19 protein-coding genes and 1 tRNA gene are annotated in these 19,133 nt (G+C 46.1%); 10 read left to right on the top strand and 10 right to left on the bottom strand.

The annotated features are described in order from the left end of the window. Nucleotides 1-84: 84 nt before the first annotated feature. The 6 genes from rpsL to NIES593_RS02840 all read left to right on the top strand — a co-directional run bounded on the left by rpsL (nucleotide 85) and on the right by NIES593_RS02840 (nucleotide 6,156). Entirely contained in the window at nucleotides 85-462 is a 378-nt protein-coding gene (gene rpsL / locus NIES593_RS02865) for a 30S ribosomal protein S12 (protein WP_015144237.1), read from the top strand. A 175-nt stretch (nucleotides 463-637) separates the two neighbouring features. Further along, the gene (gene rpsG / locus NIES593_RS02860; protein ID WP_073598146.1) at nucleotides 638-1,108 is read left to right on the top strand and encodes a 30S ribosomal protein S7; all 471 of its coding nucleotides are present in this window, start codon (nucleotides 638-640) and stop codon (nucleotides 1,106-1,108) included. A 160-nt stretch (nucleotides 1,109-1,268) separates the two neighbouring features. Continuing rightward, nucleotides 1,269-3,344, top strand: a complete 2,076-nt coding sequence (fusA, locus tag NIES593_RS02855; protein ID WP_073598145.1) for an elongation factor G — start codon at nucleotides 1,269-1,271, stop codon at nucleotides 3,342-3,344. Nucleotides 3,345-3,443: 99 nt separating this feature from the next. Further along, nucleotides 3,444-4,673, top strand: a complete 1,230-nt coding sequence (tuf, locus tag NIES593_RS02850) for an elongation factor Tu (protein ID WP_015144240.1) — start codon at nucleotides 3,444-3,446, stop codon at nucleotides 4,671-4,673. 152 nt (nucleotides 4,674-4,825) lie between these two features. Continuing rightward, nucleotides 4,826-5,143 (top strand): 30S ribosomal protein S10, encoded by a 318-nt coding sequence (gene rpsJ, locus NIES593_RS02845; RefSeq protein WP_015144241.1) that lies wholly within the window; start codon nucleotides 4,826-4,828, stop codon nucleotides 5,141-5,143. Nucleotides 5,144-5,685: 542 nt separating this feature from the next. After that, nucleotides 5,686-6,156 (top strand): GNAT family N-acetyltransferase, encoded by a 471-nt coding sequence (locus NIES593_RS02840; protein ID WP_073598144.1) that lies wholly within the window; start codon nucleotides 5,686-5,688, stop codon nucleotides 6,154-6,156. Here NIES593_RS02840 and NIES593_RS02835 read toward each other — a convergent pair. The 6 genes from NIES593_RS02835 to NIES593_RS02810 form a co-directional block, all read right to left on the bottom strand. After that, a complete protein-coding gene (locus tag NIES593_RS02835) occupies nucleotides 6,104-6,934 on the bottom strand; it encodes a sensor histidine kinase (RefSeq protein ID WP_073598143.1) in 831 nt (276 codons plus the stop codon). The two genes, NIES593_RS02840 and NIES593_RS02835, sit on opposite strands and share 53 nt — an antisense overlap. Before the next feature lie 13 nt (nucleotides 6,935-6,947). Then, the gene (locus NIES593_RS02830; RefSeq protein ID WP_073598142.1) at nucleotides 6,948-7,550 is read right to left on the bottom strand and encodes an L-threonylcarbamoyladenylate synthase; all 603 of its coding nucleotides are present in this window, start codon (nucleotides 7,548-7,550) and stop codon (nucleotides 6,948-6,950) included. A 28-nt stretch (nucleotides 7,551-7,578) separates the two neighbouring features. Then, nucleotides 7,579-8,481 carry a peptide chain release factor N(5)-glutamine methyltransferase gene (gene prmC / locus NIES593_RS02825; RefSeq protein ID WP_073598141.1) on the bottom strand — a complete coding sequence of 301 codons (903 nt, stop codon included), beginning with the start codon at nucleotides 8,479-8,481 and terminating at the stop codon, nucleotides 7,579-7,581. Nucleotide 8,482: 1 nt separating this feature from the next. Further along, complete coding sequence (locus NIES593_RS02820) at nucleotides 8,483-9,292, bottom strand: Tic22 family protein (protein ID WP_073598140.1); 810 nt, start codon at nucleotides 9,290-9,292, stop codon at nucleotides 8,483-8,485. A 335-nt stretch (nucleotides 9,293-9,627) separates the two neighbouring features. Continuing rightward, nucleotides 9,628-9,701, bottom strand: a tRNA-Pro gene (locus NIES593_RS02815). A 60-nt stretch (nucleotides 9,702-9,761) separates the two neighbouring features. Beyond that, complete coding sequence (locus tag NIES593_RS02810) at nucleotides 9,762-10,286, bottom strand: GNAT family N-acetyltransferase (protein ID WP_073598139.1); 525 nt, start codon at nucleotides 10,284-10,286, stop codon at nucleotides 9,762-9,764. 159 nt (nucleotides 10,287-10,445) lie between these two features. On the opposite strand from NIES593_RS02810, the gene NIES593_RS02805 reads away from it, so the two are divergent. Together NIES593_RS02805 and NIES593_RS02800 are read left to right on the top strand one after the other, a co-directional pair. Continuing rightward, entirely contained in the window at nucleotides 10,446-11,366 is a 921-nt protein-coding gene (locus tag NIES593_RS02805; RefSeq protein ID WP_073598138.1) for an alpha/beta fold hydrolase, read from the top strand. A gap of 300 nt (nucleotides 11,367-11,666) precedes the next feature. Then, nucleotides 11,667-11,975, top strand: a complete 309-nt coding sequence (locus NIES593_RS02800) for a DUF6679 family protein (protein ID WP_015144249.1) — start codon at nucleotides 11,667-11,669, stop codon at nucleotides 11,973-11,975. A 55-nt stretch (nucleotides 11,976-12,030) separates the two neighbouring features. On the opposite strand, the gene NIES593_RS02795 is transcribed toward NIES593_RS02800, so the two are convergent. The 3 genes from NIES593_RS02795 to NIES593_RS02790 all read right to left on the bottom strand — a co-directional run bounded on the left by NIES593_RS02795 (nucleotide 12,031) and on the right by NIES593_RS02790 (nucleotide 15,876). Continuing rightward, nucleotides 12,031-13,671, bottom strand: coding sequence for an MBL fold metallo-hydrolase (locus NIES593_RS02795; protein ID WP_073598137.1), 1,641 nt, complete (start codon nucleotides 13,669-13,671; stop codon nucleotides 12,031-12,033). 53 nt (nucleotides 13,672-13,724) lie between these two features. Then, on the bottom strand, nucleotides 13,725-13,847 hold the full coding sequence (locus NIES593_RS25085) for a hypothetical protein (protein ID WP_015144251.1): 123 nt from the start codon (nucleotides 13,845-13,847) through the stop codon (nucleotides 13,725-13,727). Between the two features lie 97 nt (nucleotides 13,848-13,944). Then, entirely contained in the window at nucleotides 13,945-15,876 is a 1,932-nt protein-coding gene (locus NIES593_RS02790) for a cation:proton antiporter (protein ID WP_073598136.1), read from the bottom strand. A gap of 612 nt (nucleotides 15,877-16,488) precedes the next feature. Between NIES593_RS02790 and NIES593_RS02785 the strand changes: the two genes are divergently transcribed. After that, nucleotides 16,489-17,826: an ArnT family glycosyltransferase gene (locus NIES593_RS02785; RefSeq protein WP_073598135.1), complete on the top strand. Its 1,338-nt coding sequence runs from the start codon at nucleotides 16,489-16,491 to the stop codon at nucleotides 17,824-17,826. Nucleotides 17,827-17,983: 157 nt separating this feature from the next. Here NIES593_RS02785 and NIES593_RS02780 read toward each other — a convergent pair whose 3' ends face one another. Further along, nucleotides 17,984-18,364 carry an AbrB family transcriptional regulator gene (locus NIES593_RS02780; RefSeq protein ID WP_073598134.1) on the bottom strand — a complete coding sequence of 127 codons (381 nt, stop codon included), beginning with the start codon at nucleotides 18,362-18,364 and terminating at the stop codon, nucleotides 17,984-17,986. 322 nt (nucleotides 18,365-18,686) lie between these two features. Here NIES593_RS02780 and NIES593_RS02775 point away from each other — a divergent pair, with 322 nt between their 5' ends. Next, complete coding sequence (locus NIES593_RS02775) at nucleotides 18,687-19,130, top strand: Rrf2 family transcriptional regulator (RefSeq protein WP_073598342.1); 444 nt, start codon at nucleotides 18,687-18,689, stop codon at nucleotides 19,128-19,130. Nucleotides 19,131-19,133 lie beyond the last annotated feature (3 nt).

Here is a 19,133-nt window from a genome sequence, read left to right as displayed (position 1 = left end):
ACTGCTCTAATGTCGGTAGGATGGAAATTTGTCAACCATTTTCATTTTGACTAGGAGTTTGTTCTAACTTTTATTGAGTAACTCATGCCCACTATTCAGCAGCTTATTCGCAGCGAACGAGCTAAATTTAACAAAAAAACCAAATCTCCGGCGCTCAAGCAATGCCCGCAGCGTCGAGGCGTTTGTACCAGAGTATTCACGACCACGCCGAAAAAACCCAACTCCGCTTTGAGAAAAGTAGCAAGGGTTCGCTTGACTTCAGGGTTTGAAGTAACAGCATATATTCCCGGCATCGGTCATAATTTACAAGAACATTCCGTAGTTCTCATTCGTGGCGGTCGCGTTAAAGACTTGCCCGGTGTCAGATATCATATCATTCGCGGAACTTTAGATGCGACTGGGGTCAAAGATCGCAAGCAAGGTCGTTCAAAATACGGAACTAAGCGTCCAAAATCTGCCTAGTTGATTTCCTCTAATCCTAGTCGAGTCGTCTAATTAAAAATTAGACAATATAATTAGCTCAGCCTTAAGCAATCTTGTTTTAAGACAAGATTAATGCTTGGAGGCAAAATTAGTTTGTTTACCTCAAAAACTAGCTTCCTAATATTTCTAAACAATACGAGGATAAAGAATAGCAATGTCTCGTCGATCTAGTCACAAAAGACGCACTATCGCCCCCGATCCCGTATACAATAGCCGTCTTGTTAATATGACAATTCGGCGCGTCATGAAAAGCGGTAAAAAATCGCTGGCTTCTAGCATCGTATACGATGCCCTTAAAACAATAGGAGAACGAACGGGTAGCGATCCCATAGAATTATTTGAGAAAGCGATTAAAAATCTAACTCCGCTAGTGGAAGTCAAGGCGCGTCGCGTTGGAGGTGCAACTTATCAAGTCCCGATGGAAGTGCGTCCAGAACGGGGAACGACCCTAGCCTTGCGCTGGCTGATTAATTATTCTCGCAACAGAGGCGGTAAGACGATGGCAAGCAAACTTGCCAATGAAATTATGGATGCCGCCAACGAAACCGGGGGAGCTATTAAAAAACGAGAAGAAACTCATCGGATGGCTGAGGCAAATAAAGCATTTGCTCATTACAGATACTAAAATCTGCAATCTGCCTAATCTAGTTCTAAAAATAGGAGGTACGGTCACCTCCTCTACGACGTTGAATAATTTCAACAAAGAAAAGTATAGAATTGTAAAGGGTGTAAACAAATCCTAACGATACGATTAATATTTGCTGGGCAAGACAAAGGAGGTAGCTGTGGCACGTAGCATCCCGCTGGAGAGAGTGCGCAATATAGGTATCGCAGCGCATATAGATGCGGGCAAGACAACGACAACTGAACGAATTCTCTTTTATACGGGAGTCGCTCATAAATTGGGCGAAGTCCACGAAGGGACCGCTATTACTGACTGGATGGAGCAGGAACGGGAGCGCGGTATCACCATCACGGCTGCCGCCATCAGTACGAGCTGGAAAGACCACCGGGTTAATATTATCGATACGCCCGGTCACGTGGACTTTACTATCGAAGTCGAACGCTCTATGCGAGTGTTAGACGGTGTAATTGCCGTATTCTGTTCGGTGGGAGGTGTCCAGCCCCAATCTGAAACTGTATGGCGGCAAGCAGACCGCTATCAAGTGCCTCGGATTGCATTCGTCAACAAAATGGATCGCACCGGAGCGAACTTCTTTAAAGTATACGAGCAGATGCGCGATCGCCTGAGGGCAAACGCCGTACCCATTCAAATTCCCATCGGCGCAGAAAGCGATTTCCAGGGAATTGTCGATCTCGTGCAGATGAATGCCAGAATCTACAAAGACGACCTCGGTAAGAACTATGAAGATACCGAGATTCCTGAAAATATGAAAGAGCTGGCAGAAGAATATCGCACTAAGCTGATCGAAGCGGTAGCTGAAACCGACGAAGCGTTGATTGAAAAGTATTTAGAAGGCGAAGAACTAACCGTCGAAGAAATCAAGAGAGGGTTGCGCCAAGGTACGATTGCCGGATCGATCGTCCCGATGTTATGCGGTTCTGCCTTTAAAAACAAAGGCGTTCAGTTGCTACTTGACGCAGTAGTCGATTATCTGCCATCTCCTACAGAAGTTGCTGCTATTAAGGGCGTTGTGCCAGACGGAACCGAAGCAGTCAGAAAGGCTGACGATAACGAACCTTTCTCAGCACTGGCTTTCAAGATCGCTGCCGACCCCTTCGGACGTTTAACCTTTTTGCGAGTATATTCTGGAGTCTTGCAAAAAGGCAGTTACGTCTACAACTCCACCAAGCAACAAAAAGAGCGAATTTCTCGTCTAGTCGTCCTCAAATCCAACGAGCGGATTGAAGTTGAAGAGCTACGAGCAGGCGATCTCGGTGCGGCTATTGGTTTGAAGAACACGACCACGGGAGATACCCTCTGCGACGAGGCAAATCCCATCATTTTAGAATCGCTCTTCATTCCCGAACCTGTTATCTCGGTAGCAGTAGAGCCAAAAACCAAGCAAGACATGGATAAGCTCTCTAAGGCTCTTCAGGCACTAGCTGACGAAGATCCGACTTTCCGCGTCAGCGTCGATCGAGAGACGAACCAAACCATTATTGCTGGAATGGGCGAGTTGCACTTAGAGATTCTTGTTGACAGAATGCTGCGGGAGTACAAAGTAGAAGCGAATGTGGGTCAACCGCAAGTAGCTTACCGCGAGACTATCCGCAAGCCTGCCAAAGCCGAAGGTAAATACATCAAGCAGAGCGGCGGTAAAGGTCAATACGGTCACGCTGTAATCGAAGTCGAACCAGGCGAACCGGCGAGCGGATTCGAGTTTGTCTCCAAGATCGTTGGGGGGGCAATCCCCAAAGAATACATACCAGCTGTTGAGAACGGAGTCAGAGAAGCTTGTGAATCGGGAATTGTTGCTGGCTATCCTCTAATTGACATTAAAGTTACTTTAGTAGATGGCTCCTATCACGAAGTTGACTCCAATGAAATGGCATTTAAGATTGCCGGTTCGATGGCAATTCGAGATGCAGTCATGAAATCATCTCCAGTAATTTTAGAGCCGATGATGAAGGTCGAGGTAGAAGTACCAGAAGACTTTTTAGGAGATGTTATGGGCGATCTCAACTCTCGTCGCGGCAACATCGAAGGTATGAACTCCGAAGCTGGCTTAGCCAAGGTTACTGCTAAAGTTCCTCTGGCAGAAATGTTTGGCTACGCGACCGATATCCGGTCAAAAACTCAAGGTCGAGGTATCTTCTCAATGGAGTTCAGTCATTACGAAGAAGTACCTCGCAACGTCGCTGAGACGATTATTGCGAAAAACAAAGGGAACGCCTAACAGTGACCAGTAACCAGTGACCAGTTGCTTTTTTGCGGGTCACTGGTAAAACTGATAACTGATAATGTGAAGCGGAATCAAAAAAAGGAACGATAATTCATGGCACGCGCAAAATTTGAACGAACTAAACCCCACGTAAACATTGGTACTATCGGTCACGTAGACCACGGTAAGACGACCCTAACGGCAGCGATTACAATGACTTTAGCTGCACAGGGTAAGGCAAAAGCCAGAAAATACGACGAAATTGATGCGGCTCCCGAAGAAAAAGCACGGGGCATCACGATCAATACCGCTCACGTAGAGTACGAAACCGAAAATCGTCACTACGCTCACGTAGATTGCCCCGGACACGCTGACTATGTGAAGAACATGATCACAGGGGCCGCTCAGATGGATGGTGCTATTCTAGTCGTGTCTGCGGCTGATGGTCCTATGCCCCAAACTCGCGAGCATATCCTCCTGGCAAGACAGGTAGGCGTACCTAACCTCGTTGTTTTCCTAAACAAGAAAGATATGGTCGATGACGAGGAACTGTTGGAACTCGTCGAGCTTGAGGTAAGAGAGCTTCTGAGCCAATATGGTTTTAATGGGGATGAAATTCCAATCGTAGCTGGTTCTGCCCTCCAGGCACTCGAAGCCATGGTTGCTAATCCCAAAATTCAGAAGGGGGAAAATGAGTGGGTTGACCAAATCTATAAACTCATGGAAGCAGTAGACAATTATATTCCCACGCCAGAACGCGAAGTCGATAAACCCTTCTTGATGGCAGTAGAAGACGTGTTCTCAATCTCTGGTCGCGGTACCGTAGCAACCGGAAGAATCGAGCGCGGCAGGATTAAGGTCGGTGAAACCGTCGAATTAGTGGGGATTAAGGATACTCGCAGCACTACGGTGACTGGGGTAGAAATGTTCCAGAAAACTCTCGATGAAGGTATAGCTGGAGACAACGTTGGTCTGCTACTTCGCGGTCTTAAGAAAGAAGAAGTCGAACGGGGAATGGTACTCGCCAAACCAGGTTCGATTACCCCTCACACGCAATTTGAGGGAGAAGTTTACGTTCTGACTAAGGAAGAAGGCGGTCGTCACACCCCATTCTTCAAGAACTATCGCCCTCAGTTCTACGTGCGCACGACCGACGTAACCGGAACGATTAAAGACTACACCGCAGATGATGGCAGCGCAGTAGAAATGGTCATGCCTGGCGATCGCATCAAAATGACAGTCGAACTGATCAACCCGATCGCGATCGAACAAGGAATGCGTTTTGCTATTCGCGAAGGCGGACGCACCATCGGTGCTGGAGTCGTATCGAAAATCCTTAAGTAGAACAACTTACATAAAGCAGTCGGAGCAGATAAGTGTCGAAAAGTCAAATGCTTTGTCTGCTCCTTTACTATCTTGAAACGGTTATTTGTCGCAAATAAACAAATGACAAATGACACATCATTAACAGAACCTTGACAATTTAAAGAAAGAAAATGGCAACCCTTCAACAACAAAAAATTCGCATTCGTTTGAAAGCTTTTGACCGTCGTCTGCTCGATACTTCCTGCGAAAAAATAGTAGACACGGCAAATAGAACTAACGCCACGGCAATCGGTCCAATTCCTTTGCCAACCAAGCGCAGAATCTATTGCGTCCTGCGATCGCCTCACGTCGATAAAGACTCGCGCGAACATTTTGAAACTCGTACTCATCGCCGAATCATCGATATTTATCAGCCTTCTTCAAAAACGATCGATGCTTTGATGAAGCTGGATTTGCCTGCGGGAGTTGATATTGAAGTGAAATTGTAAGAAGTTAAGTTAGTAGCAAGTAGTTAGTAGATGTTAGTTAGTTCTTACCAACCATAACTAATAGCTACTAACTGTTTGCTAGCTCGGCATGATTACATCAGACCCTGTTTTAATACGCGAATGGTGTCCGGTTGCTAGAGCTGCGGATCTAGTTGGTATTATTTGTCAGTACGATAAGTTTTACCATTTTTCATTCATTAATGACAGAGATGGTCGATTGCCCTCACCCCCCCCAACCCCTCTCCCAGTTTGGGAGAGGGGAAAAAGATGTCGATCGCGAAAACCTGAAAATTGGTATTAAAAGTCAAGAAATCTAGATAGTTCAAATTAGATTCGCTTGATTTGTCTGTCAAAATCGCTACAATTTACCTAGAATATTAGTAGGATAAGATGGTTAAATAGCCATCCTAAAACTAGCTAAACTAAAACAATAGTTAAGGAAAATACAACCACAATTATCTACCAATAATTTCTGAATAGGTTAGCTTAATTAGATTCCAACAGAATCATTAATCGGACACAGATCGTAGGGATTATCAACAATGGATTGCCGCTACATTCGATTTTGCGCTCAAAGATCGGCGATCGATCTTTATCAGTTACAAGAATTATTTAACCTAGCCGCATTTTGGGCGCGCGAACGAAAAATAGAAGATCTAGAAATCGCAATTAACAATAGCAATCCAGTTGTCACCGTTTGGGACGCAAATCGCATCATTGGTTTTGCCAGAGCTACATCCGATGGCATCTATCGCGCTACGGTTTGGGATGTCGTCATTCACCCAGATTATCGGGGATTAGGATTGGGACGCAAGCTGGTAGAAACCGTATTAAGTCATCCTTTGCTTAATCGCGTCGAGAAAGTTTATTTGATGACCACTCATCAACAAAGCTTCTACGAACGGATAGGCTTTCAGGAAAATAGAACAACCACTATGGTGTTACACAACTTTCCAAGCGCTAGTCCTCTACCCATTCCAGAACTAGGGGAAGCCGACACCGTAACCGTGTAATCTTTTGAGCAGTTGCTTGTGAAGAAGATATCTCTAAAACCTCTAACTTTCCTCCCATTGCCTCTAATAAGGTTTGAGCAACCCACAATTTCATGCCTGAGGACATTTGAAGATTTTGAGCCAAGAAGCTAGTTTCTTCCAAAGTAGGTTTTGGCATCGATGGGGTTTCTGGTGTAGATTGGAATAAATCGATTGGTTCGCACCAAATATTGACGGGACAATCGAGATCGACACAACCTGCAAGTTTTTCTGTGGACGCGCGCTCGGCAATCGCTACAACTCGAATCCTACCTTCTTTGAGGTAGCTAATGCTGGTATCTACGAGATTAACAAGTATTTGTACAAGGCGCTGGTAGTCTGCCATTACGCGAAGATTTGGCGACGGCGAGACAATTTCTAGATCGAGTCTGCGATTCTTAGCTTGTAGGTAGGTGAACTGATGTAACTCTGAAAAGACTTGAGTTAAGTAAACGGGTTGAATTTCTAGCTCGATCGCGCCACAGTCTATCTTAGAAACTTCGATCAGTTCGTCGAGAAGTTTGAGAAATTGTTGGGCAGATTGATAAGACTGCGCGAGAAAATCTCTCTCTTCTTGAGGATTATCGCACAAATTAGACAAAATTATCTGATGCAAACCAATCAAACTGCTTAGAGGCGATCGCAACTCGTGCGCCGTTCGCGCCAAAAAACCACTTTTAAATTGACCGAGCTGGGTTGCCATGAGGTAAGCTAACTTAGTTTGCTTTAATTCTTCTTTGAGTGCCTCTATCTCATTCATAAATTGCTGCTATTCACAATTCTTCTAGATCTAGAATTTGTACGCTTCCCTGACGTAAAATTTGCCACTCCTTTCTTGTCCATTTTGCCACTGTAGACGGAAGACCGCTTCCCTGTTTTTTGTCGTTTAACTCGGCACAATCGAGGGTTAAAACGTCAGGAAAAGCATTTTCTATGGCACTCATCGTTTCTAAAGGCGGCTCCCCTGAAAAATTAGCGCTGGTCGTTGCTAGCGGTCCGGTTTGGGCTAGAATGGCGCGAGCGATACTGCTATCGGGAACGCGGATGCCAATCGTTGTTGGATCGGTGGGATTCATTGCCGTGGGGACGCGCTCGGAAGCAGGCAAGACTAATGTTAATGCTCCCGGCCAGCAGCGATCGACGACTTGTTGCCAAATGACAAATTCTTCAGGCGTCCCCATTACGTAAGGCCATAAATCCTCCTCAGAAGCCCCCATCAGGATCAACGGCTTATCTTGAGAGCGCTTTTTTGCAACAAAAATCAGCGCCGCATTTTCTGGCAGCGCAGCAAGAGCGGGTACGGTATCTGTGGGAAAACTGACAACTCGACCCGCAAGCGCCCCTCGAACCAGTTCGACTTGAGAAACTTTAGGCATTGGTTGTTAGTTGTTGAACTAATAACTACTAACAACGATACGCTAAAGCAAAACGTTCTATATTTGCTAAGTCACAGAAAATCTGAATTTTGTCGTAGCAGCCACGCTTTTGGAGAAGTTGCACGACTTGCTTGGCTTGACCTGCCATCATTTCGATTAACCAGATGCCGCCAGGGCACAAATAATCGGGAGCTGTTTCGACTAAGTGACGAATGCAATCGAGACCGTCACTACCTCCATCGAGCGCTAGGAGAGGTTCGTGTCGAGCGACTTCCGGTTGCAGACGAGCTATCTCAGAAGTCGGAATGTAGGGCGGATTGGATACCATGCCGCTAACTCGACCTTTAAGCGCTTCTAGTGGCGACCACCAAGACCCCTGGCAGAATTTAATTCGCTCGCCGAAGCCCAGCGCGATCGCGTTTTGTCTGGCAATTGCTAAAGCCTCTGCACTCGTATCTGTAGCATAAATCGTGGCATTGGGCAAAGCTTCGACAAGTCCGAGGGCAATTGCCCCGCTGCCCGTACCCAAATCGACCCAATATCCCGAAGCCAAATCTGGCGTTGGACTAGCTTGGATGGCACGAACGGCAAGATCGACGAGCAATTCCGTCTCCGGACGAGGAATCAGTACTCCGGTCGCTACTTTTAGAGAGAAATGTCGCCAAGGAGCAACACCTGCTAAATACTGGACGGGCATGCGATCTTGCAGGCGCTGCTGCCATAGTTCGGTTAAGACTGATAAAGGTTGCTTCAGCGGAATTTGCGATCGCTCCTTAAAAGACTCCAAACGAAGTGATAGTTTGTCTAGATCTGCTACTTCCTCTAGCAACCAATCGACTTCATCGGGAGAAACCCCAGCAGCGATCGCATCTTGCTTGGCTCGGTCGCGCCAGAGAGCGAGTTCTTGGCCCGATACCGTTGGCAATTCCAATTTATTTCTTTTGTTGATTTTGAGGATTGGATTGAGCGGGTTGATTTTGAGGGGCTGATTGACCTTGAGGATTACTTTGACCTCGGTTTTGGATAGTAGATTGAATAAATTGTAGCGACTCTTGAGAAGGAACTAACTCGATTTTAGTTAGCATTTCGTCATTCTTTTCCTTCATCGTCGCAATCATAATCTCCAGAGGAATAACTTCAATCTTCACAGTTGAAGCCAGATCGGGTTTTTCCTTTTTGAAGCGCTCTAACAACTGTTGCAGTTGTGCTTTCTCAAAAAAGAAGGGAATTCTTGACTCGTTATTTCGTTCGATCATTAGATACCCCTGTTCTTTGCCAACTCTAGCGACAAATAACGGCACTACCCCTTCTGGATACTGTTGTCCGTTTTGATTCATGACTTGCTTTGCCAACTCGACTTCATCATTCATTGGCACATAGTCAATATTTAATCCGTCGGGTTTGCCTTCCATCGACTGAGAGAACTTATAAACTTCTCCCAGAGATACGGGTTGAACCTTAACTTTCTTCGCCAGTTCTGGATTTTGCTGTTGCAGTTGTTGAAAAAATTTCTGGGCATCTTGTTGGCTGATAAATACTCCCGTTACCTGTTTATTTTCATGCTGTCTCACTATAGGAGCGCCTTGCGCGTCCACAATTGTAAATACTGGAACTGGCTGTAGAGTTTTGACAATTTGGTCTTGGGGAAGAGCCAATACCTTGGCGGCTTGACCAAAGCCAACCCCTAAAATAGCACTTCCGACCAATCCCAGGGTAGCACTCCAACGGATTAATGATTTCATGGGTTTTACCTCAAATTTTTTGCTTAAATATAGATGATTTATCGGAAAAATTTTGACTAACTTAGCCCTAAGTTCTCTCTAGCCTATTAACTCTTTTAGAATTTCATCGTCATAAATTATTATCGCGAATTCATTCAGGCATTTTTTAATACCAACTTTTCTTTCCCTTTTTTGACTTTGAGGGACTAGCTAAAGTTCCCCTCCGATCTTAGGGGATCCTATGACAAAATTGTAAAAAAATAGTAAACAGCTGGAAGTTTAGATTTCCATGTTTTACAGATGTTCGATCGACGCTAGCTCGGAAAGTTTCTTTTACCAATTTTTCCGAGCCGTAATCGGGATGACAGGATTTGAACCTGCGACATCCTGCTCCCAAAGCAGGCGCGCTACCAAGCTGCGCTACATCCCGGTCACTTTATCCAGTATAGACTAAATCGCCCCAAATTCAAAAGGATTTAAAAATCAGAAATTAGTTAGGATACCAAAACATTCCTTTAATCCCTTCCGGATCGAGAACAAATCCTAGTCGGCGATAAAAGTCAACCACGTGGGGATCGGCAAACAAAGTGATATTGCTGATATCATCACTTCTGAGCTTTTTGATGGTATATTTCATCAAAGCTTTGCCCAATCCCTGTTTTTGAACGGTCGGATGGACGACGACATCCCAAATCGTGGCATTAAAAGCGTGGTCTGACGTAGCGCGAGCAAAACCAATCAAACGCCGCCTATTGTTCCTAACTTCCCACATAGAGACGACTAGATAACTGCATTCAAGGGCTTTTTTGACTTTTCGTAGAGGTCGTCTAGCCCAACCGACGGCATCGCAAAGTTCTTCGAGTTCGTAAAGATCGAGATCTCGTTCGGTGCTAAATACAATACGAGACTGAGTGAGAGAATCATCCGTCAACTCCAACAATTCTCCATCAAACTGAGTTGTTCCAGAAGTCGTAACCGTTTCAGAATTGCTAAACAATCGTTTCCAAAAAACCATGCCAATGCGGCTGTTGCTTTTGCTTGAGAATTTTCTTTAATTTATACTGAATTTAGCCGGAAAAATTTTTCTGAGACTCGTAAGGAGAATAAAATTTTCTAGCTTAGTCTATTCTACCTCTACCGAGCAAATGGCTCTCTGTTGGGATAGGATGAAAATATGCCAATTATAGACATATGGGGAGTACCGCACGCATACGAGCTAACGCCTCCCACTTCTAGTTCAGATAATCCTGTCCTAGTCTTCATTCATGGCTGGTTATTAAGTCGCAACTATTGGAAACCGCTCGTCGAGCGGCTATCGCCGGACTATCAATGTTTGACTTACGATCTTAGAGGATTTGGAGATTCTCAGCCTGCAGCAGTTGAAGCTCATCAAAAAAGTTGCTCGAATCCTCAGTGGAGTAAGTTGGAGGAGGGAGACAGCAAAGGCTATTCCTGTTATTCATTAGCCGCTTATGCTCAAGATTTGAGCATTTTGTTAGAAAAATTAGCGATAAAGAAAGCTTGGCTGATAGGGCATTCTCTTGGGGGTAGCATTGCGCTGTGGGCGGCAGACCTGTGTCCGGAAATCGTCAAAGGCGCGATCTGCCTCAATTCCGGCGGAGGGATTTATATTAAAGAAGAATTTGAACGATTTCGCACGGCTGGACAACAATTGATTCAACTGAGACCGCGTTGGTTATCTTCTCTGCCTTTGATTGACCTTTTATTTGCTCGCATGATGGTAGCGCGTCCGCTTGCTCGCCATTGGGGGAGACAGCGAGTTATCGATTTCGTCCGGGCAGATGGAGAAGCGGCGATCGGCTCGTTACTAGATACGACAACAGAAGCCGAAGTACACTTACTTCCCCAATTGGTTTCTCGTCTTCAACAGCCCGTCTATTTTTTGGCTGGGAACAAAGATAATGTGATGGAACCAAAATACGTTCGGCATTTAGCCAGCTTTCACCAACTCTTTACCGCTAATGAGGGCAATGTGATTGAGATTCCAAATTGCGGACATTTGTCTATGATAGAGCAACCTGAAATTGTCGGGGCAAAAATTGTTAAGATCCTAATAGAACATAGTTCAAAGTAGGGGGTTTGGGTGATGGCAATCCAAAGCCAGCTAGGAGAGGGTTGATATTAACACTGAGGCAGCAAGCGGTTAGATGCTTATAAGTTCTGCAAAATTACTGACTCAAGTATGGCTAGCGCGCGATACACTTGCATCAAAGTGATTTAGCTCGTATGATTGGCGCGATCGCATCTCATGTCAAGATAAAGCCAAAAATTCTCATAACCAGAAGCGATCCGATCGCCGTTCCAGATGTTAAGTTGGAACAACCTAGACTAATTTATTAATTTTAGTGACGAGTTACCTGCTAAGGAGAAGCCTATGCTACACCGCAAGATTTATCAACTCTGTACCGAAGGACGCGAAGTTTGTATTTTCTTGCGGGATCAACAACGCTGGATTGAAAGCGCTCGCATTGTCGGTTTAGAAGGCGATTTGGTAACGATTCGCTATGAAACAGAAGAAGACGATGAAATTTGTTCGTGGGAAGAAATGATTCGTCTAGAAAGTATTGGTGCTATCAGTCAAAAGCTAGCTTCTGTCTCGCGAGTGAGTTCTGAAATCGCAGTTTCAGACGAATGCCCTGAAGCCGAGCAAATTTATCCTCGCTATCCCGACTCAGAACAGTGAACGGTGAGTGTAGGGGTAATTCTCGAATCGCCCCTACCAACTATCGATTCGATCGCTAAAGTGGTTCAAAAACCGGACAATAGCCCTCTGGCGTGACCTTAAATCCATATAGGGGAGAGGCTTGATTCCAACAGCGCTGGCTTCTCCAATAGCGGCACGCGCCGCAGCAATCGACATCTTCTAGTCGTCTGACTTCGCTACTTTGACTCAAAAGCTCGCGCTGGGATAACCCTCTCAACACTAACTCTTCGCCCTGCCAGCGAGCTTCTACCAACCCCGTATCGGAAAAATTACTCCAGCGCGGATCTTCAGTAATTGCGTCGGGGAGGGTAATCGTAACGCTAGTTCCCGTTTCGTTTAGCTCGCCTTCATAAACAGTTGGCGAGGGAGCAGCAGGCTGCATAAACTTATCGCCGATAGGAAGTTCGACGAAAGTTCCAGCAGCTGGAGAATGGAGTTGATAGCGATTTTGTAGCTCTTCTAGAGAAGTCAAGTCAGCCAGATAAAGAGGGGAACCGTGAATAAAAATAACGTGCTGGGGTCGCAGATTGTGAACGAGTTGCGTGGTGTTGCGACCATCGCTGTGTTCGGCTAAAAAATAACTTTCAACAGCGATCTGGCGGGACTTTTTGAGAGCCGCAATCTGTGGGGCATCAGTTGCCGAGGGACTGCCAGGACGTTCGGGTACCAAAATTAACCAAGAACCGGAGCCAGAATAACAATAGTCTTCTAAATTAGCTGCGTCATCCGTTAACACGATACAGGGAGCTTGACCGAAAATCGGAGGTTTTTGGCTGGGAAATCGGCGCATTCGGGGACAAATTCTGTCGTCCCAAAACAAAGGTTGGTGTTTGGCAAAATTTTGGACGGCGATGGGAAACTGAGGCAGTAGTTCCAGATAGATATCGCACGCTTGCGCGACGCTGCCATCGACCCAAATGTCGAGATCGCGACCCGTAAACTGGTGATGGGAGCGCAACAGTTTAAGGATTTCCTGCCCTAACCCCAGAGTTGGCACTGGCAAGAGAACGTTCTGTCCGCTGACGAGAGCTTGATAAATGCGCTCCATTAGGTGCTTTTCCTGCTGGCGGCGATGGGGGTGTCGGGTTGTTCCGTAACTGCCTTCGATAATTAGCACGTCTGGCGCTAATCCTCGCAACGCTTCGATAGATAAGCCCTCAACCAGTTGAAAGTTCGAGAGCGAAAAATCTCCCGTGTAGAAAAGCTTGTAGGCGCGCTTGGGAGTTTTATAAGTCAGGAAAATAGCAGCAGCACCCGGTAAATGTCCCGCCGGAAACAACTCCACCGTCAAGTCGTCGAATAATTCAACTGGCGATCGCCATTTAAGAGCTTGACAAAATTGACGAATTTCTTGAGGAGGACGATCTTGCCAGTTGAGCGGCAAAAGCCTAACGGTGACTTCGCTAGCGTAGATGGGCAGTTCGGGGAAAGCCTCGTGAAGCGCTAGCAATCCCCGCGCATGGTCGGCGTGGGCGTGACTGCACAAAACAAGGTCAGCGGGTGATTTGGCTGCGGTTTGAAGCGGTTGGATATCGGCTAAACCGCAGTCGAGGAGGATGCGATGCGCCCCCATCGTCACTAACAAACACACTCCCTCATTACCGTGCCCTACTCCATAGGGAAAGCAGGACAAACCATCTTGGAGATCGGCGGGATCTGAGCGACGTTTACTCATGTTGTCGTTGACGGAAGGGAACTGGAGCAAGCGTTCAATTCGCCAGTCACTCGCTAGTGAGCCGAGCCATTACCGTCATAATTATCGGAATCGTAAAACCCATTCTTAGTGCCGAAAAACAGAGAACTAACAATAAAAAGCCCTGTCAGAATCGCCATGACCATTTTTACTTCCATAATTACTTTCTTCCTGTTGCGAAACTCCCACTATCTATGATAGCTTTCGGTATTTTTTCTTAGGTTATCGCTCTTGAGTCCCAATTGACAGAAAAATTTAAGACTTGACGGGTTCGGCAATGTTTTCTAGAGCCGTTTCGGAGACAGTAACGACGACTGGTACTTCCTCCACTTTCGGCAGCTTTTCTAGCGCCAAGCGGGAAGATGGCGTTTCTCCAGAAAGGCGTTTTAACAATTGAGGTCTGGGATCGTAGAGCAGATAAATAATTTCATCGCCACAGAGCCATTCTTCGGTCGCTTTGACCACTTGGAGGCTTCTGTCCCTTTTAACGAGTAGCGGCAGCAGTTCTCCAGCACGAATTAGGGTTTGTAAGTGAGCTTGTTGTAGCTCCAATCCCGGCTCTTTGAGAATCGTCGTGCCTAGCTTCACTTGACCGTCGTTAAGATACTGATTCCAGGTTTTGATTGACAGTTGCTCGATGAAAGCTTGATTCACTTTTGCTTTATTAGTCGCGCCGCTCTGGCTATTGCTGGGAAAGACTGCCAAGACGCGAGGCGGCTGAAATTCTTCGACGGCTCGCTGCGCTAGGACTAAGTTGACTTCCCCATTGCTGGTGAGCGCCATAAAGGTTCCCATCGAGTGAACCCCGGCTTCTTCTAATACTTCGGGGTCGAGAGCGCTACTCTGAAAAACGGGTAAGTTTTCTGCTGCGGCTTTTTGACAAGCTTCGGGATCGGTGTCGATGAGCACGACGGATTCGCCCGATTCCTGAAACAGGCGTGCAATCAGGCGGCTTAGGGGGTTACAGCCAACGATGACCGCTCCCGTTGCTTCGGAGGAGGTAATTTTTAACCAACTGGCAACCCAACGAGCCGTCAATCCGCCTACGAAAACGGTTATCACGATGGTGAGAAAAACTAAGGCTTTGATGGCATCGCCACCATTAATTCCTTGCTGGGTCAAGAGAATGGCAAACAGGGATGCGACTGAGGCAGCGACGATGCCTCTAGGAGCCACCCATGCCAAAAATAGCTTATGTCGCCAGTTCAGACCGCTGTTGATGGTACAAACAGCGATCGCGATCGGTCGAACGACGAACATCAGAGCAAGGACGGTCAGAACGCTGCCCCATCCCAAGGCAAAGATACTCGCGATCGACAGGTCGGCTGCTAGGAGAATAAATAAGACGGAAACGCACAGGACGGTTAGCTGTCCTTTAAACCGTCTGAGCAATCGCTCTTCGGGAAGGGAAGATGCTCTTACAACCATGCCCGCGATTACCGTTGCCATCAGTCCCGATTCGCTGCGACTCATTTGCGCCAGACAAAATAGACTCCAAACCCCTGCCAGCACGACCAAGTTTTTCAGGTCTTCCGAGAGAAAGCTGGCTCGCTTGAGGCATAGACCGAGCAGCCACCCGCTAGCGGCTCCAATTGCCGCTCCGATGCCCAAGCGCATCAGCAGACCGCTGAAGATTTCTACCGGAGTAGCGTTGCTGTTGAGGATCGTGTTGAGGACGACGACGGCTAAAATGGCTCCCACCGGATCGATGAGTACTCCTTCTCCTTCGAGTAAGGTGGCAACTCGCCGATCTACTTCCACGTGTTTGAGCAGGGGACTAATGACTGTCGGACCCGTTACGACGACGAGCGAGGCATAGAGAAACGCGATCGACCAAGGAAATTCTGCCAGCCAATGAGCTGCCATTCCGCCGCCAATTAGGGTGATGAGCGTGCCGATAGTGACGAGATTGCGCAGACTGCCGGAGACGCGCCCCAAATCGCGCCAGGAGAGATTTAATCCTCCCTCAAACAAAATAATGGCAACTGAGAGAGCAACGATAACTTCTAAGCCCATCCCTAAATGGTGGGGATGCAGCAGGCTCAATCCGTCTGGTCCAAGCAAGATGCCAAATAAGAGCAAGAAAATAATGCTAGGAACTTTCAGATATTCGGCAACGACTTGAGCGCTGATGCCTGCAAGAACCGCGATCGCGATTTGCAGGGTTAATTCAAACGATCCTTCCATAGGCGTATCGATCGCAGGCGCATCTGTGACAGTTTAGATTCTGGGCGTTAGCAAGAGGCTTAGTTTCAATATTCCCAAAAATGATTTTCATAACATCAAGCTCTAGTAAGATTGCCCGAAGCAGATCTTCCGAACCATCAAAGATCGCCTTTAGCTGAATTTAGGATATAGATTTAGTTCTCAAGCAATAATATGTCTGCAATTAACTCGGTTATTGGTTTGAATTTAAAAAAAGATCGACTGTTTGAAATGGAAATTTTTTATTCATTTTGGGTATTTTAACATTGATGTTCTTATATCCTCAAAAGAGTTGAGGATAGTCGGGCTTTCTGTTGCAACAATCGATTTAGAGAGTTTCGTAGTCGATTGTCTCAAACTGTCGCGCCTAAAAATATATTTTTTCCCATTTTACCGAATGCCCTAGAGCAGGTTGCTGTAACAATGAATTTAGGACACGCTAGAAGAAAGAAAAGTCCAATGAGGGGAGTCGCTCTGATTTTCCTAAAGTCTGAGCGCGATCGCTCTAGGTGACTTTCCAAATCGTAACTGTCACCGCCGCCATTTGCGCGAGTTAGGGCAAAACGTAAGTAATCTGGAAAGATTGGCTACTCTATGAATCGTCAAACCTTTGCTTGGAACCGTTCGAGAAATAAACTTCGCCAAGAAATTCGTTGGATTGAGTTCCTGTCGAAAGCAGGGTTATTTTTTGCGGCTTTAGGGCTGTTTAGCATTAATTTGGGAAATTTGCCGCTACAGGCAGACGAACAAATCGTCTCGCAGGTAGCGAAAGAAATTGCCTCTGCTTCATTCGATTCCTTGCGTTGGCTGTTTCCAACCCTCCAAGAACAACCCTATCTGGAACGACCCCCCTTAGTTCACGGACTGATTGCTCTAGCTTATTCGCTTGCCGGAAGCAATGAATGGACGACTCGCCTGCCAGGAGCATTTTTAGCAGCTTGTTCGGTTCCGCTGCTCTACAGTTTAGGTCGAGAGATTTTTGTCGCTCGTATGCCATCTCTTTTTTCGGCAGCAATCTACTTGACGCTATTGCCAGTGGTGCGTTATGGGCGGTTAGCCATGCTCGATGGAGCCGTGCTTTGTTTTGAAATTTTGACAATGGTCTGTATCGTGCGATCGCGGCGCGATTTGCGCTGGGCGTTGGGGGTTGGAGTCGGTTTAAGCTTGCTGGGTTTATCGCAAGGAATAATGGGGGTTATTGTCGCGGCAATCGCTCTTTGGTTTCTGGCTTGGGATACGCCAAGACTTCTGAGTTCCGGCTTTTTTGTCATTGGCGCTCTGCTGGGAGGCGCGCCAGCTCTTACTTGGCATGCATCTCAATTTTTACTTCACGGCAAACCGTTTGTCGCGGCGATGTTCGGTCAAGATTTTCAGGCGAGCGACGGATATGCAATCGGGCTGTCTTGGTACCCCTTGCTGGAGATTTTAAAATCTTCTTGGCCTTGGCTAATTTTTGCGCTTTACGGACTGAGATTGGCTTGGCAAGAACGAAACTGGGGATGGGCTAAGCTGCTCTTAGTTTGGAGCGGTGTTTTGTTAGCAATCGTTTCGTTGTTTTCCACGCGATACGTTGGCGCGATCGTTCCGATTTATCCAGCGTTGGCACTAGCCGGGGGTGCAGCGTTAGCTGAGGCGAGCGGACGGCCTGTCGATCGCGTTTACCCTCGCCTTTGGACGATAGTTCTGAGTTTGTTAGCCCTGGTTCCGATTGTTGTTTGTATTGGTTTTTATTTTGACGTTGACTTTGGATCGTTTGCCGCGATCGATTACTTAGCGTTCTTATTTATGGGTTCCCTTTCATTGACTTGGGCAGTAAGTGCAGCACTAATGGCTCAACGATCCGAGCAGTTTATTTTAGTCTTGTTTTGGGGAATGTATATCTCTTGGCTGCTTCTTGTCTGCTCTTCTCATTGGATGGTGTTCCTTAACTAGGAAGCAACCCATAAATCAAATAATTAAGCCTCTTCAAGAGCAGAATTTTTCCCAAGTTGAGTTTTCCTCAATAAGGAATATACTCTGCTCTTATTTTTGAAGTTTATTAGACTTTTTGGCTAGCAAGTCTCTAGCCTTCTTTTTGGTCGCCAGCTTATTACTCAGATGGCTCGATCTGTTTGAGATGAATGTGCTTTCGCCCCAGGGTAATTTCAAACTCATCTCCCTCTCGCAATCCCATCTTCTTCGTATAAGCCGAGCCAATGAGGAGGTTGCCATTAGACTGTACTCTAATGCGATGGCTTGCCGTCCGACCGCCACGTCCTTGACCGTTGGAAGTACTGTCTAACTCGATCCCTTCTGCATCAATTAGAGCATTAAGGAACTTCATCATATTAACTCGTACTATACCGTTTTTAGTAACGGTATAATAGCCACACTGTTTCGCTTTTTCCTCTTTAGAGAGGTTGCCTAAGGATTTAACTTTCTGGAGTAAGTCTTCGCCAGTTAAAGGTTCTGGTTGTGTAGTTTTAGCCATCAACTTCTAAGCCAACTATTTACTTATAGGTTTACAGGTTTACTGCCTACTGTAATTTTAGCAAAGGCAATAAATAGATTTGATTGTTATCTCTCTATAAGACTATATTACACGCAAAAAGTAAAATTAATTCAAGTTTCATTGAGTTAATATTAATCGATCGCACTCAATCTTTAGACAAAAATCTGCTCGGAATTTACAAATGTTTGACTTTGCCTGGTTCTGGAGGTTAAGTAAATGTTAGAAAGTAGAGAGGCGAGCTGCTGCCTCTGTATAAAAGGCAGGTTACATTTTGACAAAAGCTCAACAAAAAAATTTATTAATGAAGCTCACAACTCGCGGTCATTATAGCGTTAAAGCCTTACTAGATCTAAGTTTACAGCCCGGTTACGGTCCGACCTCGGTAAAAGCGATCGCACACAGACAAGATTTACCCGCTCCTTATTTGGAAAAATTGTTGATCGAAATGCGTCGTGCTGGCTTAGTTATATCAGTAAGAGGTTCCCAAGGTGGGTATCAATTAGCTCGTCAACCAAGTCAAATTTCTCTCGGTCAAATTTTAGAAGCTGTAGGAGAAACAATTGAGCCTTTACCTCGCTATCGTCCAGACGCAGAACAAGCTGAAGATTGGGTAACATTTAGTTTGTGGAAGCGACTCCATCAGAAATTGAAAGAGGCACTTTATAGTATCACTCTTGCGGATCTCTATTACGATGCTCGTAGCTGGCAAGCCGCTGTTGGAGAGGAAACTAGCTTTGTTGTTTAGATT

This window comes from Hydrococcus rivularis NIES-593, from assembly GCF_001904635.1.
GTDB classification, from domain to species: Bacteria; Cyanobacteriota; Cyanobacteriia; order Cyanobacteriales; family Microcystaceae; genus Hydrococcus; species Hydrococcus rivularis.
The sequence above is the reverse complement of the archived record's forward strand: the minus strand, read 5'-3'. Positions and strand labels throughout refer to the sequence as shown.